This window comes from Aquabacterium sp., from assembly GCF_029946005.1.
Classification (GTDB): Bacteria; Pseudomonadota; Gammaproteobacteria; order Burkholderiales; family Burkholderiaceae_C; genus Aquabacterium.
In genome coordinates, this window is the sequence record NZ_JAQSDR010000036.1 from 74,772 (window position 1) to 97,761 (window position 22,990).

The 22,990-nt window shown below is 64.0% G+C and carries 18 protein-coding genes, 1 pseudogene and 1 riboswitch; of the genes and pseudogenes, 9 read left to right on the forward strand and 10 right to left on the reverse strand.

From position 1 onward, the window contains the following. Positions 1-13: 13 nt before the first annotated feature. The 3 genes and pseudogenes from PSV38_RS17235 to PSV38_RS17245 all read left to right on the forward strand — a co-directional run. On the forward strand, positions 14-2,308 hold the full coding sequence (locus tag PSV38_RS17235; protein WP_300549576.1) for an NADP-dependent malic enzyme: 2,295 nt from the start codon (positions 14-16) through the stop codon (positions 2,306-2,308). A 166-nt stretch (positions 2,309-2,474) separates the two neighbouring features. Continuing rightward, positions 2,475-2,912 (forward strand): ribonuclease domain-containing protein, encoded by a 438-nt coding sequence (locus PSV38_RS17240; protein WP_300549578.1) that lies wholly within the window; start codon positions 2,475-2,477, stop codon positions 2,910-2,912. Between the two features lie 105 nt (positions 2,913-3,017). Then, positions 3,018-3,404, forward strand: a pseudogene (locus PSV38_RS17245) (barstar family protein); the annotation flags it as partial. 201 nt (positions 3,405-3,605) lie between these two features. Here the strand turns inward: PSV38_RS17245 and PSV38_RS17250 are convergent. Then, positions 3,606-4,571: a complex I NDUFA9 subunit family protein gene (locus PSV38_RS17250; RefSeq protein ID WP_300549579.1), complete on the reverse strand. Its 966-nt coding sequence runs from the start codon at positions 4,569-4,571 to the stop codon at positions 3,606-3,608. A gap of 8 nt (positions 4,572-4,579) precedes the next feature. Next, on the reverse strand, positions 4,580-6,847 hold the full coding sequence (locus tag PSV38_RS17255; protein ID WP_300549581.1) for a lytic transglycosylase domain-containing protein: 2,268 nt from the start codon (positions 6,845-6,847) through the stop codon (positions 4,580-4,582). Between the two features lie 32 nt (positions 6,848-6,879). On the opposite strand from PSV38_RS17255, the gene PSV38_RS17260 reads away from it, so the two are divergent. Next, positions 6,880-7,455: a 5-formyltetrahydrofolate cyclo-ligase gene (locus tag PSV38_RS17260; RefSeq protein WP_300549583.1), complete on the forward strand. Its 576-nt coding sequence runs from the start codon at positions 6,880-6,882 to the stop codon at positions 7,453-7,455. A 69-nt stretch (positions 7,456-7,524) separates the two neighbouring features. Here the strand turns inward: PSV38_RS17260 and PSV38_RS17265 are convergent, their stop codons facing one another. The 4 genes from PSV38_RS17265 to ahcY form a co-directional block, all read right to left on the reverse strand. Continuing rightward, on the reverse strand, positions 7,525-8,223 hold the full coding sequence (locus tag PSV38_RS17265; protein ID WP_300549585.1) for a PEP-CTERM sorting domain-containing protein: 699 nt from the start codon (positions 8,221-8,223) through the stop codon (positions 7,525-7,527). 198 nt (positions 8,224-8,421) lie between these two features. Continuing rightward, the gene (metF, locus tag PSV38_RS17270; protein WP_300549587.1) at positions 8,422-9,270 is read right to left on the reverse strand and encodes a methylenetetrahydrofolate reductase [NAD(P)H]; all 849 of its coding nucleotides are present in this window, start codon (positions 9,268-9,270) and stop codon (positions 8,422-8,424) included. Between the two features lie 25 nt (positions 9,271-9,295). After that, positions 9,296-10,063 carry a TlyA family RNA methyltransferase gene (locus PSV38_RS17275; RefSeq protein WP_300549589.1) on the reverse strand — a complete coding sequence of 256 codons (768 nt, stop codon included), beginning with the start codon at positions 10,061-10,063 and terminating at the stop codon, positions 9,296-9,298. Positions 10,064-10,175: 112 nt separating this feature from the next. Then, positions 10,176-11,624, reverse strand: coding sequence for an adenosylhomocysteinase (gene ahcY / locus PSV38_RS17280; RefSeq protein ID WP_300549591.1), 1,449 nt, complete (start codon positions 11,622-11,624; stop codon positions 10,176-10,178). Between the two features lie 87 nt (positions 11,625-11,711). After that, a riboswitch (S-adenosyl-L-homocysteine riboswitch) is annotated at positions 11,712-11,800 on the reverse strand. 109 nt (positions 11,801-11,909) lie between these two features. Here ahcY and PSV38_RS17285 point away from each other — a divergent pair. Together PSV38_RS17285 and PSV38_RS17290 are read left to right on the forward strand one after the other, a co-directional pair. Then, a complete protein-coding gene (locus PSV38_RS17285) occupies positions 11,910-13,526 on the forward strand; it encodes a peptide chain release factor 3 (protein WP_300549592.1) in 1,617 nt (538 codons plus the stop codon). Positions 13,527-13,655: 129 nt separating this feature from the next. Beyond that, positions 13,656-14,576, forward strand: a complete 921-nt coding sequence (locus PSV38_RS17290; protein WP_300549594.1) for a triacylglycerol lipase — start codon at positions 13,656-13,658, stop codon at positions 14,574-14,576. 15 nt (positions 14,577-14,591) lie between these two features. Here the strand turns inward: PSV38_RS17290 and PSV38_RS17295 are convergent, their stop codons facing one another. From PSV38_RS17295 to PSV38_RS17310, 4 genes are all read right to left on the reverse strand, one after another. After that, positions 14,592-15,833: an HD-GYP domain-containing protein gene (locus PSV38_RS17295; RefSeq protein WP_300549595.1), complete on the reverse strand. Its 1,242-nt coding sequence runs from the start codon at positions 15,831-15,833 to the stop codon at positions 14,592-14,594. Between the two features lie 100 nt (positions 15,834-15,933). Beyond that, entirely contained in the window at positions 15,934-16,671 is a 738-nt protein-coding gene (locus PSV38_RS17300; protein WP_300549597.1) for a PEP-CTERM sorting domain-containing protein, read from the reverse strand. A 138-nt stretch (positions 16,672-16,809) separates the two neighbouring features. Next, positions 16,810-17,991 carry a methionine adenosyltransferase gene (metK, locus tag PSV38_RS17305; protein ID WP_300549599.1) on the reverse strand — a complete coding sequence of 394 codons (1,182 nt, stop codon included), beginning with the start codon at positions 17,989-17,991 and terminating at the stop codon, positions 16,810-16,812. 260 nt (positions 17,992-18,251) lie between these two features. After that, the gene (locus PSV38_RS17310; RefSeq protein ID WP_300549601.1) at positions 18,252-18,638 is read right to left on the reverse strand and encodes a cupin domain-containing protein; all 387 of its coding nucleotides are present in this window, start codon (positions 18,636-18,638) and stop codon (positions 18,252-18,254) included. 48 nt (positions 18,639-18,686) lie between these two features. Between PSV38_RS17310 and PSV38_RS17315 the strand changes: the two genes are divergently transcribed. The 3 genes from PSV38_RS17315 (at position 18,687) to otsB (ending at position 22,976) form a co-directional block, all read left to right on the forward strand. Next, complete coding sequence (locus PSV38_RS17315) at positions 18,687-19,886, forward strand: mechanosensitive ion channel domain-containing protein (protein ID WP_300549602.1); 1,200 nt, start codon at positions 18,687-18,689, stop codon at positions 19,884-19,886. A gap of 76 nt (positions 19,887-19,962) precedes the next feature. Beyond that, complete coding sequence (locus PSV38_RS17320; RefSeq protein WP_300549604.1) at positions 19,963-22,209, forward strand: trehalose-6-phosphate synthase; 2,247 nt, start codon at positions 19,963-19,965, stop codon at positions 22,207-22,209. Further along, on the forward strand, positions 22,206-22,976 hold the full coding sequence (otsB, locus tag PSV38_RS17325) for a trehalose-phosphatase (protein WP_300549606.1): 771 nt from the start codon (positions 22,206-22,208) through the stop codon (positions 22,974-22,976). Before PSV38_RS17320 ends, otsB begins: the two co-directional genes overlap by 4 nt. Positions 22,977-22,990 lie beyond the last annotated feature (14 nt).

Consider the following 22,990-nt stretch of genomic DNA (forward strand, 5'->3'; position numbering starts at 1 on the left):
AAGGCACCCCTGCATGACCACCCCAGAAGCAAAACGCGCCGAGCTGAAAAAAGCCGCGCTTGAATACCACGAGTTCCCCACACCCGGCAAAGTCGCCATCAGCGCCACCAAGCAGCTGACCAATCAGCGCGACCTGGCCCTGGCCTACTCGCCCGGCGTGGCCGCCGCGTGCGAAGAAATCGTCGACAACCCCGCCAACGCCTTCCGCTACACCAGCCGGGGCAACTTGGTGGCCGTGATCACCAATGGCACGGCTGTGCTGGGCCTGGGCAACATCGGCCCGCTGGCCGCCAAGCCGGTGATGGAGGGCAAGGCCGTCCTGTTCAAAAAGTTCGCCGACATCGATGTGTTCGACATCGAGATCAACGAGAACGACCCGGAAAAGCTCGTCCAGATCATCGCCTCGCTGGAGCCCACCTTCGGCGGCATCAACCTGGAAGACATCAAGGCCCCGGACTGTTTCTACGTCGAGCGCCAGCTGCGTGAACGCATGAAGATCCCCGTTTTCCATGACGACCAGCACGGCACCGCCATCGTCGTGGGCGCCGCCCTGCTCAATGGCCTGAAAGTGGTCGGCAAGGACATCAAGCAGGTCAAGCTGGTGGTCTCGGGCGCGGGTGCCGCCGCGCTGGCCTGCCTGGGCCTGCTGGTCAAGCTGGGCTTGCCGCGTGAAAACATCTGGGTCACCGACCTGGCCGGCGTGGTCTACGAAGGCCGCGTTGAACTGATGGACCCCGACAAGGCCTTTTTTGCGCAAGAAACCCCACTGCGCACCCTCGGCCAGGTCATCGATGGCGCCGACATCTTCCTGGGCCTCAGTGCAGGCGGCGTGCTCAAGGCCGACATGGTCGCGCGCATGGGCCCCAAGCCCATCATCTTCGCGCTGGCCAACCCCAACCCCGAGATCCTGCCGGAGGACGTCAAAGCCGTGCGCGACGACGCCATCATGGCCACCGGGCGAAGCGACTACCCCAACCAGGTCAACAACGTCCTGTGCTTCCCCTACATCTTCCGCGGGGCGCTTGATTCGGGCGCGACCACCATCACCGATGAGATGGAGATCGCCGCCGTTCACGCCATCGCCGAGCTGGCCCAGGCCGAGCAAAGCGACGTGGTGGCCCAGGCCTACGCGGGCGTCACCCTGAGCTTCGGCCCCGAGTACCTGATCCCCAAGCCCTTCGACCCGCGCTTGATGATCAAGATTGCCCCGGCCGTGGCCCTGGCGGCGGCGGCCTCCGGCGTGGCCTCGCGCCCGGTCAAGGACTTCATCGCCTACGTCGAAAAGTTGCAAAGCTTCGTCTACGCCTCGGGCCAGACGATGAAGCCCATCTTCAGCGTGGCCAAGCGCGCCAAGAACAAGCGCATCGCCTTTGCCGAAGGCGAAAACGAGCGCGTGCTGCGCGCCGCCCAGATCGTGGTCGACGAAGGCCTGGCCTGCCCCACCCTGATCGGCCGCCCGGCCGTCATCGAGCAGCACATCGAGCGCTTCGGCCTGCGCCTGAAAGCCGGCACCGACTACCAGGTGGTCAGCGTCGAGCACGACCACCGCCACCGCGACTACTGGCAAACGTATCACCGCCTGACCGAGCGCAAGGGCGTGACCGAGCAGATGGCCAAGATCGAGATGCGCCGTCGCCTGACGCTGATCGCCTCAATGCTGCTTTACAAGGGCGAAGTCGATGGCCTGATCTGCGGCACCTGGGGCAACACGCCCTTGCACCTGCATTACATCGACCAGGTGATCGGCAAGCGCGCGGGCGTGAAAACCTACGCGGCCATGACCGGCCTGCTGCTGCCCGGCCGCCAGGTCAACATCCTGGACACCCACATCAACTACGACCCCACGGCCGAACAACTGGCCGAAATCACCATCATGGCGGCCGAAGAAATGATGAGGATCGGTCAGCGGCCCAAAGCAGCACTGCTGTCGCACTCCAACTTTGGTTCCAGCAACCACCCCTCGGCGCTGAAGATGCGCGAGGCCCTGGGCCTGATCCAGGAGCGCGCGCCCTGGTTGGAAATCGACGGCGAGATGCATGGCGACGCTGCCCTGAATGCCGCCTACCGCGCCGAGTTGATGCCCCGCAGCACCCTGGTCGGCGAAGCCAACCTGCTGGTCTGCCCCAACATCGACGCGGCCAACATCGCCTACAACCTGCTCAAGGAAGCGGCCGGCAACGGCATCGCCCTGGGGCCGGTGCTGCTGGGCGCGGCCAAGCCAGTGACCATCCTGACCCCGTCGGCCACGGTGCGCCGAATTGTCAACATGACGGCCATGACCGTGGCGGAGGCCAACGCCGTCCGCTGAAGGTGTTCAAACAGGCGTTTGTCAAAAAAACGTCATATACCACGAACTGTCAACCCCTCACGCAAAGGCCCCTGTCCACTGGTTTTCCGGGGCTGGGGCCTTGAGCTTTTGGCCCGTTTTCAGTAGCATCACGGCTTTTAGAGACCTGAGCTGGCGTGACGACGTTGTGAAGAAGCCACTGAGCAAGTCATGGACTGGCATTGCCACATCGTTGCTGGTGTCGGCCAGCGTCCTGACCGGCGCTGCAATGCTGGATGCCGGTGTTTCACCCGCCTGGGCTCGGTCCAGCCCGGCGGAGTCAGCACTGAATTCGGCGATTGGCTTGTCGCAATTGCCGACGCAGGCTCAGGATGTTCACCGGCGCATTTTGGCGGGTGGGCCTTTCAAATACACCAAGGACGGCACCGTCTTTGGCAACAGGGAGCGTGCTTTGCCTCGAAAACCGCGTGGGTTCTACCACGAGTACACGGTGCCTACACCAGGATCGCGTACCCGAGGGGCCCGGCGCATCGTTTGCGGAGGTGAAGTAGTGCAAATCCCTGAAACTTGTTTCTACACCGAGGATCACTACAGCAGCTTCAAACCCATTGATCCCCGGCACTGAGCCTTCAAGACTCGCTGCTTCGTTCTTTTGTCCTTTTCTTTGACCCTCAAATTTGGCCCACGAGGGCAGTGAGCATCCTCAATGCACTCTCGGCCCCAAGCGATCATGTTGTTGCAATCCGTTCGACCCAACATCGTTCAATCCATCCGCGCGTTTCGCCCGGAAGACTTGCAACAGGCTGCCCTGGATTCCGGGCAGCACTTCCTGTACACCAACCTGAGCGAAGCCCAGTCCAAACAAGATGTGCTGGACATCATCGCCAAGGATTTCCTGTTCCCGGATCACTTCGGCAAGAACATGGACGCGCTGTATGACTGCATGACCGACCTGGTTCACAAGTCGGGCCCGCAGCCAGGCTTCGTGGTGGTGCTGGAACTCATCCCCGATGGCGTCAAGTTCGACCGCGAAACCCGCGAGTTGCTGCTCGACTCCTTCCGCGATGCCGCCGATTTCTGGAGCGAGCGCAAAATCGCCTTCCGCGTGTTCTATTCCATCGCTGTCTCGGGCAAAGAGTCCGCCGGCAACTGGGACCGCGCTGAAGTCGCCCAGAACGATGCGCCCCCCGTGGTCGTCAAGCCGACCAAGGTCTCCAAGAACGCGCCTCAGCCCATGACCATGAACCTGCCGCCCATGAGCAGCGCGTTCGACACGGCCATGCTGCTGGTCGCCTGACCAGGCCGCCTCGCCTCAAGCTCAACGTCCGGCGCGCGTGCGCCAGTCGTTGAGCTGCTCGCCCCCAGCGTGCTTGCCCCCCAGGTAGCCGGGGGCGATGCGTGTCACCGGCGTGGGCGCCACGCCCAGCGCCTGCAGCCCAGGCCACCGTCCGGTGGCCACATTGGGCACTTGCATCGAATCCAGGTTGTCCTGGGACATCAAAGGCTCACCTGGCAAGATTGACATGGCCAAGGCCTGCAGTCGGCCCGCCCAAAGCGGTATGGGCACAATGGGCCGGGCATGGCCGCTGAGCCAACCCGCCATCGCCACCAGCTCTTTCAAGGTGTAGACCTGCGGCCCCGTGCATTCATAGGTTTGCCCCACGGTGCCGGGGTCGGCCAGGCAGCGCGCCAAGGCGCGGGCCACATCGCCCACCCACACCGGTTGAAACTGGGCGTCGCTGCCCGCCAGCGGCAGGACCGGGAACACGGCCTGCAGGCTGGCGAACAGGTTCAAGAACTGGTCATGCGCTCCAAAGATCACGCTGGGGCGCAGTACCGTCAAATCCAGGCCGGCCGCGCGCAAGGCCAATTCGCCCGCCGCCTTGGAGCGCAGGTAATTGGAAGGGGCCGCCGCCGGGTCGTCGGGCACGCCCAGGGCACTGACGTGCACCACGCGCCGCACGCCCGCTCGCACGCAGGCCGCCGCCAGGCGCTGGGGCAGCCCGACATGAGCGTGCTCGAACTCGTCCTTGCTGCCATGCAGGATGGCGATCAGGTTGACCACGCCGTCGCAACCCACCAGCAGCCGCATCAGGGCGTTTTCGTCGTGCACCGACGCCTCAACCACTTCCACGGTGGGCAGGGTCAGCAGGTGCTGCGCGTGGGCGCGCCGCCGGGTGGGCACGGTGATGCGAACACCGCCCGAGCCATGCTCATCCACCAGTTGTTCACACAAGGCCCGGCCCACAAATCCGGAGCCGCCCAACACCAACCATCGTTTCATCTGTGGCCTCAGGGCAAGTCTTGCTGTGGAGGTGGCTCATTCCTTGGACGAGGTCCAATGAAGCCACCCAGCCTGGTTTTAATCGACAACGGCCGTCCTTGCAAGACATGCCCGTACAGCACCGCATTGGTCAGCACCTTCTTCACGTAATCGCGGGTTTCGTTGAAGGGGATGTTCTCGGCCCAGGCCGCCGTCTCCAGGCGCGGGCCTTCACGCCAGCGGCGCGGCCGCCCCGGTCCGGCGTTGTAGGCCGCCGCCGCCATGGCCTGCGAACCGTCAAAGTCATCCTGGATGAGCTTGAGGTAACCGGCGCCCAGCTTGATGTTGGTGAGCCGGTCGGTGATCAGGTCCGGCGTGTAGTCGATGCCCAGCTTCCTGGCTGTCCACGCGGCCGTGGCGGGCATGACCTGCATCAAGCCGGCCGCTCCCACGTGGGAGCGGGCCGCCACGATGAAGCGCGACTCCTGGCGGATCAGGCCATACATGTAGGCCGGGTCCAGCCCGACGTCTTGGGCGGCGGCCAGCACGTCGCGCCGGAAGGGCGTGGGGAAACGCTGGAACAGGTCCACTTCCAGGCGCGTGCGCTCGCTGGTGTTGATGCAACGGTCCCAGATTTCCAGTTCGCAGGCAGCGTCAGCCACGGCCAGCAACTCGCGGTCGGTCAGCCCCCCTGTTTTACCGTAGGACAAGGTGTAGTTCCATTCGCGGACCGCCTCAGAGCGCCAGCCCAGGGCGAACAGGCGCAAGGCCCGGTCGATGCCTGGGATCGCCTTCGCCTCGGCTTTTTCGGCCTCGTTGACGGCCGCTGGCCGGGCCGGGGCTTTGGCCGGGGCGCCACTGAGGTCTTCGGCGGCCAGCAGGCCATAAAAGCCCACGCTGCCACTGATGCGGGCCATCAGCTCACGCCCTTGTTGGCGAGCATCGGCCGTCTGGGCCGCCCCAGGCACTGGCACTGCCGGGTTGGCGGGCCGCGCCATTAAGGCGCGCGCCTTCCAGTACACCCAGGCGGGATCTTGCTGGTGGTCAATGCTCATGGCGTCCACCGCGCGCTCCACCAGGGACCAGTGCTGAGGCTGACCCGCCGTGGCCGCCCGCAGCGCCGAACGGGCCATCCAGGCCAGGGTGTCGCTCGACCAGGTGCGGGCCACGTCAGCGGGGGACAAACCACCGCCCACCGCCATGGCACGCTCGTACAGCCCCGGGGCTTCGGGCTGGAGACGCCAGGCACTTTGCCGCCCCACCTGCCCCCAGGCCCAGGCCGCCTCTTCGGCCGTCAAGTGCCAGCGTTCGCGGGCTTCGGGGTCGTCCAGGGCGGCGGCCACGGCCGGCGCGTCCATCGCCGCCCAGCGGACCAGCGCCAAGAGGTTCAAAGGGCCCTGGATCTCTTTGGGCAAACCGGCCACGGCCGGGGCCACCTGCGGCAAATCGCTGGGCCGCACGATCTTGTTGCGGCCCGATGGGCGACGGGCCTTGCCCTTGGCGCCGGACTCCAGGCGCGCCCCTGCTTCGCGCTGGGCGCTGGCACCGCCCCTGGCCCCGGCGGACATGGGCCGGGGGAACAAGTGATCCTTGGGCTGGACCAACAAGCGGCTCACGGCCTGGGCCACGGTGTCGCCCAGCAGTTGGGCGGTCTGCTGAGTCACTTTGGGCTTGTCACCCTCCAGGGACAGGCGCAGTTTGCGCCACACGTCCGTGGTGGTGAGCACGCCTGCCGGGACCAGGGTCTGGGCCATCGTGAGGCAGCCGGTGTCCGGGTCTTTTTGCGCCCACCAGGCTTGGCGGGCCTGGTCGCGCAGGTCGCCTGGCCCTTCCGGGACGGCGTTGGTCTGCTGTCGGGCCAGCACGCCGTAGCAAACCACCTCCTTGTCGTCGTTCATGCGGAAACCGGGCTGAATGCGCAGGAACGTCGCCCAATCGCGCCGCTGGCCCAGCACCAGCAACCAGTCGTTGCGCAAGCGGTCGGCCACGTAGGCCTGGGGCCAGCGCTTCAGAAAATCATCCACCTCGGACGGCGAGGCCTGCACCAGGCGGTTCTGAAGGGCCCAGAAGTCGGCCCAGGGCGCCAGTGGGTGGCGCGCCGCCACCAAGGCGTCGCGGGCCGCCGCGAGCCGCCCACCATCACGCACCCGCAAGGCTTCCCGGGCTTCCACCACGGCCAGATCGTCAATGGCCGCATGGGCCGACGTCAGGGCCCCCACCGCGGCCAGCCCCGCCAGGATCAGGGACCGGGCCCACGGCTTGGCGGCGAGGCTGGCGGCATACTCGTTAACTTGCATCAATTGCGCTGACCTTTTTGTTCTCTTTGCCAATGAAACCATCCACTCCCCCGGGGACCACCGCCGTCGCAACCCGCACCGAACTCCGCCACCAGATGCTGGCCGCGCGGCAGGCCTGGGTTCAGGGAACCTCGGCCCAAGCGGCCCAGTTGGCCCTTGAAAAAAAACTCTTGGAGGTGCTGCGCCGACTTGAACCGCAATGCCTTGGGCTGTATTGGCCTGTCCAGGGGGAATTTAACCCAAGGCCCTTGGTCCCACCGATTCAAACAGAATGGCCCTGCCAATTGGCCTTGCCTTGGGCGCAACGAGAGCCTCGGCAGATGCAGTATCGACCATGGGATGGCAAAACCTTGGGCACGAAGGACGAGTGCGGCATTCCAAGCCCGGCGGGCCAGCCCTGCCACCCCGATGTGGTGCTGGTGCCGTGCCTGGGCTTCACCCCGGAAGGCTATCGGCTGGGCTACGGCGGAGGCTACTTTGACCGGTATCTGGCGGCCAACCCGGATGTCACCGCGATTGGCGTGTCATGGGCGATCGGTGAGATCGATCCCCTGATGTTGCAACCCCAGGCGCATGACCTGCCCCTGATTTGCGTGCTGACGGAATGAAAAAAGCCGAAGGCATGCACCTTCGGCTTTTGTTTCTTGACCTGTGCCGCTCAAAGGCGGCATCCAGGATCAGGCTTGGCGACGCTTGCGAGCAACCAGGCCCATGCCGATCAGGCCGATGCCCATCAGTGCATAGGTGCTGGGTTCCGGCACAGCAGCAGCGGTGACGTCAACCGACAGGGTGCCGAACGACACGGGCGTGATGAACGCAGCCAGGTAGGTGGGTTGACCCAAAGCCGTCAGCAGAGCCGTGGCCGAAGCCGAGGTCAGCTTCAAATCGCCGGTTTGGATGAAACCCGTGCCGGAGGCAGCGTTGAACGCCTCGGTCACCGAGTAAGTCGTGCCCTGCAGGAACAGGCCCGAGTAAGCTTGCACGCCGTTGACGGACAGGACGGCATCCATGCCCTTGGTCGCCGTGTTAAAGCTCAGCGAGGTGACGTTCAGCGAGACCGAAGGGTTCGTGGCGGTGGCGGCCGTGACAATGGCGAAACCGGCGGTGGAGGGGGTCAAGCCCAGGAAGCTGAAAGACGCACCCGAACCGCTGGTCGACACGGAGCTGAAGGATTCCGACAGCACGTTGCTGCCGTAGGTGGCACCGCCCAGAGGGGTGATGGTGACCGAACCCAGCACGCTGACAATGTCGGAACTCAGCGTCAAGTTGGCTTTTGTAGGTGCTGCGAACACAGCGGCTTGGGCAGTCGACAGGGCCGAGGCGGCCAGCACGGCCACAGCGGCCATTTGAGTCAGCTTGGTATTGAAAACGTTCATTTGTTCACCTTCATTTGTTTGAGAAGTCAGTAATGCTTGCTGTTCAAGCCCTGCGCTTTTAGCAGGTTGAGCAAATCTTGCCTTCCCAAACCCCAGGCTTTTATATCGAAGACCCTTAAATACCCCCTGAACGAGGGATGGATTCAAGGCATTCGGTAAGCCGATTTTTACAAACCAGGGAATTTGTCACGTGGCTGATCAGCCGCGCCCCAACCGCTGACACAAGGCCAGCACCGAGGTCGACTGGTTCATCGTGTAAAAGTGCAGGCCGGGCACACCGGCGCGGCGCAATTTCTCGCACAGCTCGGCCACCACGTCCAGGCCAAAAGCCTGGATGGACGCCTTGTCGTCGCCATAGCCTTCCAGGCGCGACCGGATCCAACGCGGGATTTCGGCTCCACAGGCGTCGGAGAAGCGCATCAACTGGGTCGAGTTGGTGATGGGCATGATCCCCGGGATGATGGGAATGCTGACGCCCTGCTTGGCCGCGTCGTCCACAAAGCGGAAATAGGCGTCGGCATTGAAGAAATACTGCGTCAGGGCCACATTGGCACCGGCCTTCACCTTGGTCACGAATGCGGCCATATCGGCCTGCGGGTTGCGGGCCTGGGGGTGCATTTCCGGGTAGGCCGCCACTTCAATGTGGAAGTGGTCGCCGGTTTCTTCACGGATGTAGGCCACCAGCTCGCTGGCATAGCGAAACTCGCCAAAGCCACCGTAGCCGCTGGGCAAATCGCCCCGCAAGGCCACCAGGCGGCGGATGCCTTGCGATGCAAACTGCGCCAGCTGTTCGCGCACCCCGGCCTTGCTGGCACCGATGCACGAAAAGTGTGGGGCCGCGTCAAAGCCTTCGGACAAGATCGACCGCACGGTCTGGATGGTGCCGTCTTGCGTGGAGCCGCCCGCGCCATAGGTGACAGAGCAGTAATGCGGCTTGAGCGGGTACAGCTGCTGGCGCACGACCGCCAGCTTGTCAAAACCTTCCGGCGTTTTGGGCGGGAAGAACTCGAAGCTCAGCGGCAGGGGGGTGGGGGCAAGCGTGCTCATGCTTTTTCAGGCTTTCAAGGCAGACTCAAGGGGCCGAGGGCGAAGATGCCCAGATGAAGAACTCCTGGTTGCCGTCGCCGCCAGCGATGGGGCTGTCGAAGCCCTTGTGCACGGTCCAGCCCAGGTCGGTGCAGGCACGGCGCACCATGTCGCGAGCCCGGGCATGCAGCGCCGGGTCTTTGACCACGCCGCCCTTGCCCACGTTGCCCTTGCCGACTTCAAACTGCGGCTTGATCAGCATCAGCACATGGCCACCTGGTTTGAGCCAGGTCTTCAGGTGCGGCACCACGGTGGCCAGCGAGATAAAGGACAGGTCGGCCACGATCAGGTCGAAACCGTCGGCTGGCGTGTGCTCGCGCAAGGTGCTCTTGTCGAGCTCGCGCGCGTGCACCTCTTCCAGCAGGACGACGCGCCCGTCTTCTTTCAGGCGCTGGTGAAGTTGGCCATGGCCCACTTCGATGCCCACGACCTGGCGGGCGCCGTTGGCCAGCAGCACGTCGGTGAAGCCACCGGTGCTCTGCCCCACGTCCAGGCAGACCCAGTCGGAGACATTGAGGTTAATGTGGGCCAGCGCGCCTTCGAGCTTGAGCCCGGCGCGTGACACCCAGCGCAGTTCCGCGTCATTGGTGACTCGGAACTCCGTGCCCTCAGGCAGGTCTTCACCCGCCTTGCGCAAGGTGGTCCAGCCTTTGGGGCTGAGCCACTGCGCGGCGCTGGCGTCAATCAAGCGGTGGGCGGCGGAGCGGGTGGGCGCGTGCCCTTGTTGAACGAGGAGTTGATCTGCGCGAGCCATGTCTTCTTTGGTTGGTCCAGCAACCACCGCGGAGCCGGCTGGGCCGGTCCGCGGGTGGTGCCCCCCGAATCTAGAAATTCAAGGGGCGGCCTTCAGGCCGTAGGGGGGTGGTTCAATACCGGTAGGTGTCAGGCTTGTAAGGGCCGGTCTTGGGCACGCCAATGTAGGCGGCTTGCTCGTCGGTCAACTCGGTGAGCTGCGCGTTCAGCGTGGTCAGCTGCAGGCGGGCGACCTTTTCGTCCAGGTGCTTGGGCAACACATAGACCTTGCCGATGTCGTAGGCGTCCTGGTGGGCGAACAACTCGATCTGGGCGATGGTCTGGTTGGCAAAGCTGGACGACATCACGTAGCTGGGGTGACCCGTGCCGCAGCCCAGGTTCACCAGGCGGCCCTTGGCCAGCAGGATGATGCGCTTGCCATCCTTGAAGATGACGTGGTCGACCTGGGGCTTGACCTCTTCCCACTGGCACTGCGTCTCCAGCTCGGCAACGTCGATTTCGTTGTCGAAGTGGCCGATGTTGCAGACGATGGCGTTGTTCTTCATCGCCGCCATGTGCTTGAAGGTGATCACGCTCTTGTTGCCGGTGCTGGTAACGAAGATGTCAGCCTTGTCGGCGGCCCAGTCCATGGTCACGACGCGGTAGCCTTCCATCGCGGCCTGCAGGGCGTTGATGGGGTCGATCTCGGTCACCCAGACTTGGGCGGACAAGGCGCGCAAGGCCTGGGCCGAGCCCTTGCCCACGTCACCATAACCGGCGACCAGGGCCACCTTGCCTGCGACCATCACGTCGGTGGCGCGCTTGATGCCGTCGACCAGCGATTCACGGCAACCGTACAGGTTGTCAAACTTGGACTTGGTGACCGAGTCGTTCACGTTGATGGCGCGGAACAGCAAGGTGCCCTTGACCGACATCTCGTTCAGGCGGTGCACGCCGGTCGTGGTTTCTTCGGTCACGCCGATGATCTGGGCGGCCTTGCGGGTGTACCAGGTGTTGTCGACGGCCAGCTTGGCCTTGATGGCGGCAAACAGGATGCGCTCTTCTTCGCTGCCGGGCTTGTCCAGCACGCCCAGGTTTTTCTCAGCCTGCTTGCCCAGGTGCATCAGCATCGTGGCATCGCCGCCGTCGTCCAGGATCATGTTGGGGCCTTCGCCCTCCGTGCCCTTGCCGCCGAACTCAAAGATGCGGTGGGTGTAGTCCCAGTATTCTTCGAGCGACTCGCCCTTGTAGGCGAACACGGGGGTGCCGGCTTCCACCAGGGCGGCCGCGGCGTGGTCTTGCGTCGAGAAGATGTTGCACGAGGCCCAGCGCACTTCAGCGCCCAGGGCTTGCAAAGTCTCAACCAGCACGGCCGTTTGAATGGTCATGTGCAGCGAGCCGGTGATGCGCGCGCCCTTGAGGATCTGCTGGGCGGCGTACTCGGCGCGAATGGCCATCAGGGCCGGCATTTCGCATTCGGCGATCAGGATTTCCTTGCGGCCCCAGGCCGCTTGGGACATGTCGGCGACGACGCAATCAACGCCCTTGTGGTCGGTGATCAGGGTTTTTTGTGGAGCGCTCATGGCGAATTTCCTTCAAGCAACATTGTTTTGAAGCCGCAGGACTGCCAGGGAAGAGGGGGAAAAAGACAACTCACCCAGCGGGACACTTGCGGGTGAGCGCGGTTGCAGGGGAGACACTTTCGAGCCTGGGGTCCGTGCCTTGATGAAAGACGGGCCTTGCAACGCTCCTCGAAAGGAACGCCAGTATAAAACCGTTGAGCGCGGTGTGCCAGGAAAATATGCGGGGTGGGACAATGTCATTTTTGGCGATCGCCGCCGCCCCACCAGCCCGCTGGAGCTTTGTCCGTGTCTTTATTGTCCGAAACCCGCCGCCGCCGCACCTTCGCCATCATTTCCCACCCCGACGCCGGCAAGACCACGTTGACGGAAAAGCTGCTGCTGTTCTCGGGCGCCATCCACATCGCCGGCTCGGTCAAGGCCCGCAAAGCCTCGCGCCACGCCACCTCCGACTGGATGGAAATCGAAAAGCAACGCGGCATCTCGGTGGCCTCCAGCGTGATGCAGATGCTGTACCGCGACCACGTGGTGAACCTGCTCGACACCCCCGGCCACAGGGACTTTTCGGAAGACACTTACCGCGTGCTGACCGCGGTCGATTCGGCCCTGATGGTGATCGACGCGGCCAACGGCGTGGAAGCGCAAACCCGCCGCCTGATCGAGGTCTGCCGCCAGCGCGACACGCCCATCATCACCTTCGTCAACAAGATGGACCGCGAAGGCCGCGACCCCGTCACCCTGCTCGATGAAGTCGAGGCCGAACTGGGCATGCCCTGCGTGCCCATGACCTGGCCGGTGGGTCAGGGCAAGCAGTTTGGCGGCATCGTCAACCTGCGCACGCAAAGCATGCGCTTGTTCGACGCGGGCGCCGACAAGCGCGGCGGCGAGGACGAAACCGTGCCCCTGAGCGAGCGCGACAAGCTGCACGCGCGCTTTGGCCACGAGTGGGAGCTGGCCGAGCAGAACATGGAGTTGATGGCGGGCGCCGCCCCGGCGTTCGATCTGGAGTTATTCCTGGCCGCCAAGCAAACACCCGTGTTCTTCGGCTCAGCCGTGAACAACTTTGGCGTGCAAGAGATCCTGGACGCGCTGGTCGATTTGGCGCCGTCGCCGCGCCTGCGCCTGTCCACCGAGAAAGACGGCTCGACCACCGAGATCCAGCCTGAAGCGCCCAACTTCTCTGGCGTGGTCTTCAAGGTGCAGGCCAACATGGACCCTTCGCACCGCGACCGCATCGCCTTCGTGCGCGTGTGTTCCGGCAAATACGAACCGGGCATGAAGCTCAAGGTGCAGCGATCGGGCAAGGAACTTCGCCCCACCTCGGTGGTGACCTTCCTGTCGCAACGGCGCGAAGCGGTGGACGAGGCCTACGCGGGCGACATCATTGGTTTCACCACGCACGGCGGCGTGCAACTGGGCGACACCATCACCGATGGCATCACCTTGCAATACACCGGCCTGCCCTTCTTCGCGCCCGAGCTGTTCCAAACCGTGGAGCTGGCCAATCCCATGAAAAGCAAGCAGTTGCAGGCCGGATTGATGCAATTGGGCGAAGAAGGCGCGATTCAGGTCTTCCGCCCGGCCGTGGGCGGCTCGATGTTGCTGGGCGCCGTGGGGCAATTGCAATTCGAAGTCGTGCAGCACCGCCTGAAGGCCGAATACAGCGTGGACATCCGCCTGATGCCTTGCCGCTTCACGGGCGCGCGCTGGATCACGTCCGACTCGGCCGCCGATTTGAAGAAGTTCACCGACGAGAACGCCAGCAAGCTGGCCAATGACGCGGCCGACACGCTCGCCTACATGATGACCTCGGCCTACGACCTGCGCCTGACGCAGGAGCGGCACCCGAACATCCACTTTCATCCGCTGCGCGAGCACGCGGGCTTGAGCCTGTCGAACCAGTGAGCCGGCCCTATTCGCTGGGTTGGTAATCCCGGATACCCACACGGCATGTGTTTGGTGAAAATTAGTTCATCTCCATAACAAATTGAGCGGTCACTTGTTTTCACCATCCACCGCCCCCAGGAGGGACCCATGCACAAGCCATTTTCCAAGGTTCTGTCTGCTGCCGCCATCGCACTGGCAGCAGCCTTGATGCCCCTGTCGTCAGCGCAAGCCGCCACGGCCGCGTCCACCACTGCCCAGACCAAATACCCCATCGTGCTGGTGCACGGCTTCATGGGCTTCAAAGACATCCTCGGCGTCGATTACTTCTACCAGGTGCCTGGCGATCTGCGCAAAAATGGCGCCACGGTGTACGTGGCCGCGGTGTCCCAGGTCAACAGCAGCGAGTTGCGCGGCGAACAATTGCTGCAGCAGATGCGCGCCTGGGCCGCGCGCGACGGCATCAAGAAATTCAACCTCATCGGCCACAGCCAGGGCGGCCCGACCGCCCGCTACGTGGCTGGCGTGGCGCCTGATCTCGTGGCCAGCATCACCACGGTGGCCAGCCCCTCGCTCATGACGGTGGAGGACGGCAACAACCCCGTCAACGACCTGATCACCAACTACAGCAAGCTCACCACCTTCTTTGGCTCTTTCGTGGCCTGGGTGTCCGGCAACAGCCAGCTGCCGCAGGATGTGGAAGCGGCCAAGGACTTCGCCAAGGAAGTCAACGCCTTCGCCACCCGCTTTCCCGCTGGCGTGCCTTCCACCTACTGCGGGCTGGATGGCAAGGAGTTCGAAAGCGGCATGTACCTGTATTCGATCACCGGCAACAAGCCCAAGACCAATGCCTGGGACCTCTCGGACCTGGCCATGGTGGCGTCGAGCGTGCCCAGCGACGGCACACTGCCAGTGTGCTCGACGCACTTCGGCAAGGTGCTGCGCGATGATTACCCCTGGAACCACATCGACGAGATGAACCACATCTTTGGCCTGCTGGGCAAGGGCGCGCCCGACCCCGTGGCGTTCTACCGCACGCAGGCCAATCGGCTCAAACTCAAAGGCCTGTGAGTGTCGGCCGACCGCTCAGCGCTCGGCCATCCAGAGTTCATCCAGGTTGGAAAATCCCCACGCCGCTGGGGATTCGCGGGACACGATCTGGTCGGTGCAGTCGGGCGCGCCCAGGTCGAGCCGCTGGGGCGCGATCCGCTCGCCAGCCTTGGTGGAATAAAAAGCCTTGAGCACGGGCGTGAGCAGCGAACTGGCCCCCTGGTCCACCACCACGGCCAGCCGACCTGACTTGAGCTTCACGAGCGAGCCGGTCGGGTAGATGCCGATGCTCTTGACGAAGGCCTGAAAAATTGCGCCATCAAAATGGCCCTCGCGCGCCCACTGCGCCATCTTCTGCACCGATTCGGCAGGGTCCCAGCCCGTCTTGTAGGGCCGGTTCGAGGTGATGGCGTCGTAGACATCGCACACCGCGCCCATGCGCGCAAAGAGGCTGATCTCGTCGCCCTTCAGGCCGTGCGGGTAGCCGAGGCCGTTGATCTTCTCGTGGTGATGGAGGCACACGTCCATCGCGATGGGCCCCACACCCTGCCCCTCCGTCAGCATGCGGTGGCCCGCTTCGGGGTGCCCTTTCATGATGTCGAATTCGGCCACGGTCAGTTTGCCGGGCTTGTTCAGCACCTCGGTGGGCATGGCGCTTTTACCCAGGTCGTGCAACAGACCCGCCATGCCGGCTTCGCGGGTGTCCGCCGCTGACAGGCCCAGCTGGCGCGACAGCGACACCATCAGCGCGCACACCGCCACCGAGTGCATGTAGGTGTAGTCGTCGCTGGTCTTGAGGCGCGCCAGGCTGACGATGGCGCCAGGGTTGCGCTGCACCGACTGGGTGATGTCATCCACCAGCGGCAAGCAATGTTCGGCGTCGATGGCCTTGCCCATGCGCACGTCCTGGAACATGGTTTTCATGGCGCCCTTGGCCTGGGCGCAGATGCGGCCGGCGCGGGCTACTTCCTCCTGGAGGGACACCGAGGGCCGGGGCATGGCCGGGCCAACCTGGGCCACCACGGGGTCGTCAATCGCCTCGGTAGAGCTCGTCGTGAACTCCACACCATCGACCAAGTGGACCTCGTCGTCCACATCGCGCCCCTTGTGCACATCAATCCAAACTTCCTTGATCGGACTGTTTTTGAGCTGCGCAAGCTGCTTCGCGTCGGTCAGAATGACTGCTGACTTCCAGAATGGATTGTTCAGCCACGAGCCCACCACCTCGTCGATGAACATCCCCACCTGCAACTGGCTGACCTGTATTTTTTTGCGCATGCTGGCAGACATCCTAAACGGCCTGCGTCCCGTTCAGTCGAAAAAAAAGCGCCGTCCTCAGACGGCGCTTTTCAGCCCCGAAGCAGCTTTGTTTCCGACCTCACGTCGCCCGGCGACGGCGCGCCAGCCACAGGCCGCCCAGACCCAAGCCCATCAGCGCCCAGGTGCCGGGCTCGGGCACCGGGTTCGCCGCAGCAAAGCTCAAACCGCCCAGGTAATAGTCTTCGGGCGACTTGTGCTGGGCATAGCCAAAGGTGAAGCTCTTGCCCGTCATGGGCGTGGCAAAACTGACAAACTGCCCGCCGAGCTTGCCAAACGAATACTCCACGGCCGCACCACCATCCACGCGGACCGTGAACCCGTCGAAGGCGTCCAATTCGTGCGTGAGCGCGTACGTCGAGCGGTCATCCGGGAAGAAATTAGCCGCCGACAGCACCACGCTGTTGGCGAAGGCGATGGTCAAGGTCTCGCTGTGTGTGTCCAGTGAGTAGTTGGTGTCGTGGATGACGAACTTGCCGGACTCCATCCAGCCAGCGGCCACGCCCAGGCCCGCGTTGAGCTCTTCCTTGCTCTGATACACGAGACCGGTCAGACCACTGCCGCCGGAACTGGCCGTGGCGGTAACCAAGCCACCGGCCACAGTGTTGAAGTTCAGCGATTCAGCGCACAGGCCTTTGGTGGCGCACGCGTTGGCGGTGGAGGGCACCCCGTTGACCTGCGCACCCGGCAGGGTGACGACATTGCTGGAAGTGAACACCAGACTTTCGGCCTGCGCCATGGAGGCCGCCAACAAGGAGGCGACCGCGACCGCGGTGCCAATGGATCGATGAAGGGTCATGCTGCTCACTCGCCAAATGTTACGTAATGTGTAAATCGTAACAGCTGAGCAGTTCATCGCGGGTGAGTTTCCGGGGCACAAGGCCCCGGCACCCTCACTTGAGGGTGGGAATATGCACGGTCCCGGAGGACCGCGGCATCACAGGCCAGCCGCTGCGCGCAGCAAAGCCGCCTTGTCAGTGCGTTCCCAGGTGAACTCGGGCTCTTCGCGGCCGAAGTGCCCGTATGCGGCGGTCTTGGTGTAGATCGGGCGCAGCAAATCCAGCATCAGGATGATGCCCTTGGGGCGCAGGTCAAAGTGCTCTTGCACCAGTTCGGACAGCTTCTCGTCGCTGATCACGCCCGTGCCTTCGGTGTAGACCGTCACGTTCATGGGGCGGGCCACGCCGATGGCGTAGGCCACCTGGATCTGGCACTGCTTGGCCAGGCCAGCGGCCACGATGTTCTTGGCCACGTAGCGGGCAGCATAGGCGGCCGAGCGGTCAACCTTGGAAGGATCTTTGCCCGAGAAAGCGCCACCACCGTGGGGGCAAGCGCCGCCGTAGGTGTCGACGATGATCTTGCGGCCGGTCAGGCCACAGTCGCCTTGCGGACCGCCGATGACGAACCGGCCGGTGGGGTTGACCAGGTACTTGGTGTCCTTCAGCCACTCCTTGGGCAGCACGGGCTTGATCAGCTCTTCGATGATGGCCTCAACGAACGAGGCCTTCATCTTGTGTTGCGTCTCGGATTGATCCGGATCGTGCTGGGTGGACAGCACCACGGTGTCGATGCTGTGGGGTTTGCCGTCCACATAGCGCATGGTGACCTGGCTCTTGGCGTCAGGGCGCAGGAAAGGCAGGCGGCCATCCTTGCGCAACTGGGCTTGGCGCTCGACCAGGCGGTGGGCGTAATAGATGGGCGCGGGCATCAGCTCGGGCGTCTCATTACAGGCATAACCGAACATCAGGCCCTGGTCGCCAGCGCCGATGTTGAGGTGGTCGTCGGACGCGTGGTCCACGCCCTGGGCGATGTCGTTGGACTGCTTGTCGTACGCGACCAGCACGGCGCAACCCTTGTAGTCGATACCGTACTCGGTGTTGTCGTAGCCGATGCGCTTGATGGTGTCGCGGGCGACCTGGATGTAGTCAACGTGCGCGTTGGTGGTGATCTCACCGGCCAGGACGACCAGGCCGGTGTTGCACAGCGTTTCAGCGGCCACGCGCGAGCGGGGGTCTTGCTCAAAGATGGCGTCGAGGATGGCGTCCGAGATCTGGTCGGCGACCTTGTCAGGGTGGCCTTCAGAGACGGATTCGGATGTGAAGAGGAAGTCGTTCGCCACGGTGTGTGCTCCAAAAAGATAAGTTCAAGACTGGCTGCGTCGCCGGGCTTGATGAATCTTTCGAACAAGCGGCGAACGCTTTAGCGGCATTTGTGAATCGCCCCGCAAGTTGTTCCTTTAACTCGGCGATGCGGCCAGTGTAATGGATCACCCTGGAGCTGATCCTTGGATAAAACCCCGAAATCAAGGTGAAACGCCCCAGGCCAGGAGCGACCGCAAAGGGCCGCCCCCTGCTTGTAGACGTCCCCATGATCGAAGGCTCATGGCTCGCTAGATGGCGCATCCATGGCCAACACCAGTTCATAGCCCGCTTCTGCCGGAGAGACCACCGAAATGAACACCAGCGGGTCTTTGCCACCATTGAAGACGCCGTGAACGCAGCCAGGATGAGCGATCACCACGCAACCCCGCGAAATGGTTTGCGACTTGCCGCTTTGCTCGAGCTGATACTCACCTGACCCTGAGAGAACAGTCCAGGTGTCTTGACCATGAGGATGCACGTGCGGGGCAATGCGCTGCCCGGGACTGACATGCCATGCCACGATGACCGCTTCGACTGACTGGGTGATGACCGAACGGATCGGCTCCCCATTTCCTGTCGTCGGTTGCATGAACTCTGCGCTGTTGAAGATGCGATTGAGGGCCATGAGCGTCGCGGTCGTTGTAGGAAGCCACGGAATTGCAAGAATCGCGCCTTGAGCATCCGGCACCTTGATGGCCAGCCACCGGCACGCCAATTGCCTGCGGGGTGCATGAATCTGCAGTTGTCGCCGTGGACCCTCACCCTCCTGTCCGCCGCTGTGGCCATGGCCTTGGCCTGGTTGATCTACTTCAGCGGCGCGGCCATTGTCAAACGTGGCACCGCGCATTCCAAGCCAGCCTCTGCCGTCGCCCAGGCGGCTCGCAAGCCCTCCAGCATCATGTTGCCGTTGCTGGCCTTGCAGTTCGTGCTGCGCGGCGCGCCCGATGACCTGGCCCACATCGCCCTGGTGCGGCAAGCCACCACCATCGTGTTGATCGCCTCGCTCACCTGGCTGTTGATGCGCATGGCGCGCGGCTTGGGCCAGGCCATCGTGATGGCCCACCAGACCGATGCCAGCGACAACCTGATGGCACGCCGCATCCAGACGCAAACCCAGGTAGTGACGCGGCTGGCGGTTACAAGCATCGGGCTGATCGGCTTCAGCCTGGCGCTGATGACCATCCCGGATGTGCGCCAGATCGGCATGAGCCTGCTGGCCTCGGCCGGGGTGATCGGCATCGCGGCGGGCCTGGCGGCGCGGCCGGTGCTGGGCAACCTGATGGCCGGTTTGCAGATCGCCTTCAGCCAGCCCATCCGCCTGGACGACGTGGTCATCGTGGAAGGTGAATGGGGCCGCATCGAAGAGATCAACAGCACCTACGTGGTGGTCAAGATCTGGGATGAGCGGCGCCTGATCGTGCCCTTGCAATGGTGGATCGAGCACCCCTTTCAGAACTGGACGCGCAACAGCGCCAACATCCTGGGCACGGTGTTCATGTGGGTGGACTACCGCATGCCCTTGCAACCCTTGCGCGATGCCCTGCAGGCCCTGTGCGAGCAGTCGCCCCTGTGGGATGGGCGCGTGTGCCTGATCCAGGTGACGGACTTCAGCGAGAAGGCCATGCAGCTGCGCTGCCTGATCAGCAGCGCGGACTCGGGCAAGGCCTGGGACCTGCGCTGCCTCGTCCGCGAAGAGTTGATGAAGGTGATGCAGCGCGACTATGCGGACTACCTGCCCCGCGCCCGGGCCGAGATCGACAACCCACGCCCGAGCGCGGCCCACGCCGATGCCGAGGACACGCTGGGCCGGCCGCCCTCATCCCAGCAACGCTCCCCCACCCCCGAGCACGAGCAAGCACCACCCGCCACTTGAAACCAGGCCGCGCCATCTGGCACATCAGGCACGCCGATTGCCCCGCTGGGCATAACAACATTCTTTGGCATCCTTGATGAACACATTGCGCCTCCAGCTTCGCTTTCTGGTGCCGCTGGTCCTGACGCTGATTGCCGCTGCCTACCTGGCGGTGCCCTTGATGGACCGCCTGACCCTGCGCTGGTTTTCGCGCGATCTGAACCTGCGGGGCTCGCTGGTCACGAAAACCCTGTCTGACTCGATCGCCGAAGGGCTGCAAGAGCCCGGCAGTTCGCGCATGCAATCGCTGTTCAACCGCGTGGTGCAGGATGAGCGCCTGGTCGGCATCGGCCTGTGCTCTCTGGACGGTGAACTGCTGCGCCGCTCGCCCGGCTTTCCCCGGTCGCTGACCTGCGCCAAGGCCGAGGTCATCGGCCAGCAGGACGAGCCCCAGATCCGCATCGAAGGTGGCCCGGCCCATGTGGGCTTCTACCCCGTCACCGACGAGAACGGCCCCATCGCACAACTCATCTTGTTGCAAGACCTGAGCTTTGTGGAGCACCGCAGCCAGGACACGCAAAAGTACCTGATCATCCTGATCGCCGGTCTGGGCGGGATCATCGCCCTGATCACCGTGGTGGTGGCGCAGTTGAGCTGGCGCGGTTGGGTCTCGGGCGCGCGCGCCTTGCTGCGTGGTGAAGGCCTGATCAGCCCACTGATGTCCTCCGCCGCGCCCGAGCTGGCGCCCTTCGCGGCCGACCTGCGCGCTCGCCTGCGCGACCTGGAAGACGAGTACCGCCGCTCCCTGGGCCCCGAGACCGAGTGGAACCCCGAGCGCCTGCGCGCCTTGCTGCGCAGCCAACTGCGCGGCGACCAATTGATCGTGGTGGCCAACCGCGAGCCTTACATCCACGACAAGGTGGGCGACGAGATCGTGGTCAAGCGCCCGGCCAGTGGTTTGGTGACCGCCGTGGAGCCCTTGCTGCGGGCTTGTTCGGGCACCTGGATCGCCCATGGCAGCGGCACCGCCGATGCCGAGGTGGTCGATGCCCACGACCGCGTGCTGGTGCCGCCCGGCAAGGACGAATACACCCTGCGCCGCCTGTGGCTGAGCGAGGAAGAAGAGAAGGGCTACTACTACGGCTTCGCCAACGAAGGCCTGTGGCCGCTGTGCCATGTGGCCCACGTGCGGCCGGTGTTTCGCGAATCAGACTGGGAGCACTACCGCGCCGTGAACCAGCGCTTTGCCGACGCCGTGGTGGCCGAAGCGCGCAGTGAAGACCCGGTCGTGCTGGTGCAGGATTACCACTTCGCCTTGCTGCCCGCGATGATCCGCAAAAAGCTGCCGCGCGCCACCATATTGACCTTCTGGCACATCCCCTGGCCCAACCCCGAATCCTTCGGCATCTGCCCCTGGCGGCAAGAGATCCTGGAAGGCATGCTGGGCAGCACCATCCTGGGTTTCCACACGCGCTTCCACTGCAAGAACTTCATCGAGACGGTGGACCGGTATCTGGAAGCCCGCATCGAGCACGAGCACTCCACCATCTCCTTCCACGATGACAGCACCTTTGTGGAGAGCTATCCCATCTCGATCGAATGGCCCACCGAACAAACGCAGGCCGCGTGGCTGCCGGTGGCGCAATGCCGCCAGAACGTGCTGGCCCGATTGGGCCTGCCGCCCGACCACCGCATCGCCATTGGCGTGGACCGATTCGATTACACCAAGGGCATCCTGGAGCGCATCCACGCGGTCGAGCGCCTGCTGGAGAAGCACCCAGAGTGGATCGGCCAGTTCTCTTTCGTGCAGATCGCGGCACCCTCGCGCGGCTCGCTGGAAGAGTACAAATCCTTCCAGGAGCGCATCCATGCCCTCACCGCCCGCGTCAACCAGCGCTTCGGCCGCGAGGGCTACCAACCCGTGCACCTGCTGGCCGTGCACCACGATCAGGCGGCGTTGTACGAGCTGTACCGCGCCGCCGACGCCTGCATGGTCACCAGCCTGCACGATGGCATGAACCTGGTCTGCAAGGAATTCGTGGCCGCCCGCGATGACGAGCGCGGCGTGCTGATCCTGAGCCGCTTTGCCGGCGCCGCCCGCGAAATGAGCCAAGCCTTGATCGTGAACCCCTACCATGTCGAAGAAACCGCCGATGCCCTGCACCGCTCACTGACGATGCCCGAGGCAGAGCAGCGCGAACGCATGGCCAGCCTGCGCATGACGGTGCGCGAGTTCAATGTTTACCGCTGGGCCGGCCGCATGCTGACCGACGCGGGCCGATGGCGCTTGAGAGAAAGGATCGAGGCGCGCGTGCAGCGGCACCAGCCCGACTTAACGACATGAAGCACCACCTGTTCACCCCCCCGGGCCAGCTGGCCCTCGAAGCCGTGATGCAGCGGCGCCCTTTGCTGGCTTTTGATTTCGACGGCACGCTGGCCCCCATCGTGACCCGGCCCGACGACGCCCGCGTGTCCATCGGCGTGGCCCAGCGCCTGGCGCAATTGGCCGAGCACCTGCCGGTGGCCATCGTCACCGGCCGCAGCGTCGACGATGTCGCACCGCGCCTGGGCTTTGATCCGCACTACATCATCGGCAACCATGGCGCCGAAGACCCCGAACACCCAGAGTTGCCCCCGGATGTCTACATCGCCCTGACCGACAAGCTCAATGGGCTGCGTCAGAAGATCGAAGGCAACGTGGACGCGCTGAGTTCAGTCGGCATCCAGGTGGAAGACAAGCGTCACTCGCTGGCCTTCCACTACCGCCTGGCGCGGGACCGGGATGCCGCCCTGGTCACCATCGAGACCCTGCTGCGCGGACTGGATCCGGCCTTGACCAGCTTCGGCGGCAAGTGCGTGGTCAATGTGGTGGCCGCCGATGCGCCCGACAAGGGCGATGCCGTGGCCATGCTGGTCAAACGCTCGCAGTCGGGCGCGGCCCTGTTCATCGGCGATGACCTGAACGACGAGTCCGTGTTTGAAAGCGCCGAGCCGCACTGGCTGACCGTGCGCATCGGCCGTGAAGACCCCCTGTCACAGGCGCGCTTTTACCTGGACACGTATTCGGAGGTGGCCACCATGCTGCAGAAGATGTTGGCGCTGGTGCGCTGAGGCGCGTCGGTAAA

What these genes read in the sequence shown, in the direction of transcription:
- PSV38_RS17235 (WP_300549576.1), top strand. Translation starts at nt 14, where the DNA reads ATGACCACCCCAGAAGCAAAACGCGCCGAGCTGAAAAAAGCCGCGCTT.
- PSV38_RS17250 (WP_300549579.1), bottom strand. Translation starts at nt 4,571, where the DNA reads ATGAAACGATGGTTGGTGTTGGGCGGCTCCGGATTTGTGGGCCGGGCC.
- PSV38_RS17255 (WP_300549581.1), bottom strand. Translation starts at nt 6,847, where the DNA reads ATGCAAGTTAACGAGTATGCCGCCAGCCTCGCCGCCAAGCCGTGGGCC.
- PSV38_RS17260 (WP_300549583.1), top strand. Translation starts at nt 6,880, where the DNA reads ATGAAACCATCCACTCCCCCGGGGACCACCGCCGTCGCAACCCGCACC.
- PSV38_RS17265 (WP_300549585.1), bottom strand. Translation starts at nt 8,223, where the DNA reads ATGAACGTTTTCAATACCAAGCTGACTCAAATGGCCGCTGTGGCCGTG.
- metF (WP_300549587.1), bottom strand. Translation starts at nt 9,270, where the DNA reads ATGAGCACGCTTGCCCCCACCCCCCTGCCGCTGAGCTTCGAGTTCTTC.
- PSV38_RS17275 (WP_300549589.1), bottom strand. Translation starts at nt 10,063, where the DNA reads ATGGCTCGCGCAGATCAACTCCTCGTTCAACAAGGGCACGCGCCCACC.
- ahcY (WP_300549591.1), bottom strand. Translation starts at nt 11,624, where the DNA reads ATGAGCGCTCCACAAAAAACCCTGATCACCGACCACAAGGGCGTTGAT.
- PSV38_RS17290 (WP_300549594.1), top strand. Translation starts at nt 13,656, where the DNA reads ATGCACAAGCCATTTTCCAAGGTTCTGTCTGCTGCCGCCATCGCACTG.
- PSV38_RS17295 (WP_300549595.1), bottom strand. Translation starts at nt 15,833, where the DNA reads ATGCGCAAAAAAATACAGGTCAGCCAGTTGCAGGTGGGGATGTTCATC.
- PSV38_RS17300 (WP_300549597.1), bottom strand. Translation starts at nt 16,671, where the DNA reads ATGACCCTTCATCGATCCATTGGCACCGCGGTCGCGGTCGCCTCCTTG.
- PSV38_RS17310 (WP_300549601.1), bottom strand. Translation starts at nt 18,638, where the DNA reads ATGGCCCTCAATCGCATCTTCAACAGCGCAGAGTTCATGCAACCGACG.
- PSV38_RS17320 (WP_300549604.1), top strand. Translation starts at nt 19,963, where the DNA reads ATGAACACATTGCGCCTCCAGCTTCGCTTTCTGGTGCCGCTGGTCCTG.
- otsB (WP_300549606.1), top strand. Translation starts at nt 22,206, where the DNA reads ATGAAGCACCACCTGTTCACCCCCCCGGGCCAGCTGGCCCTCGAAGCC.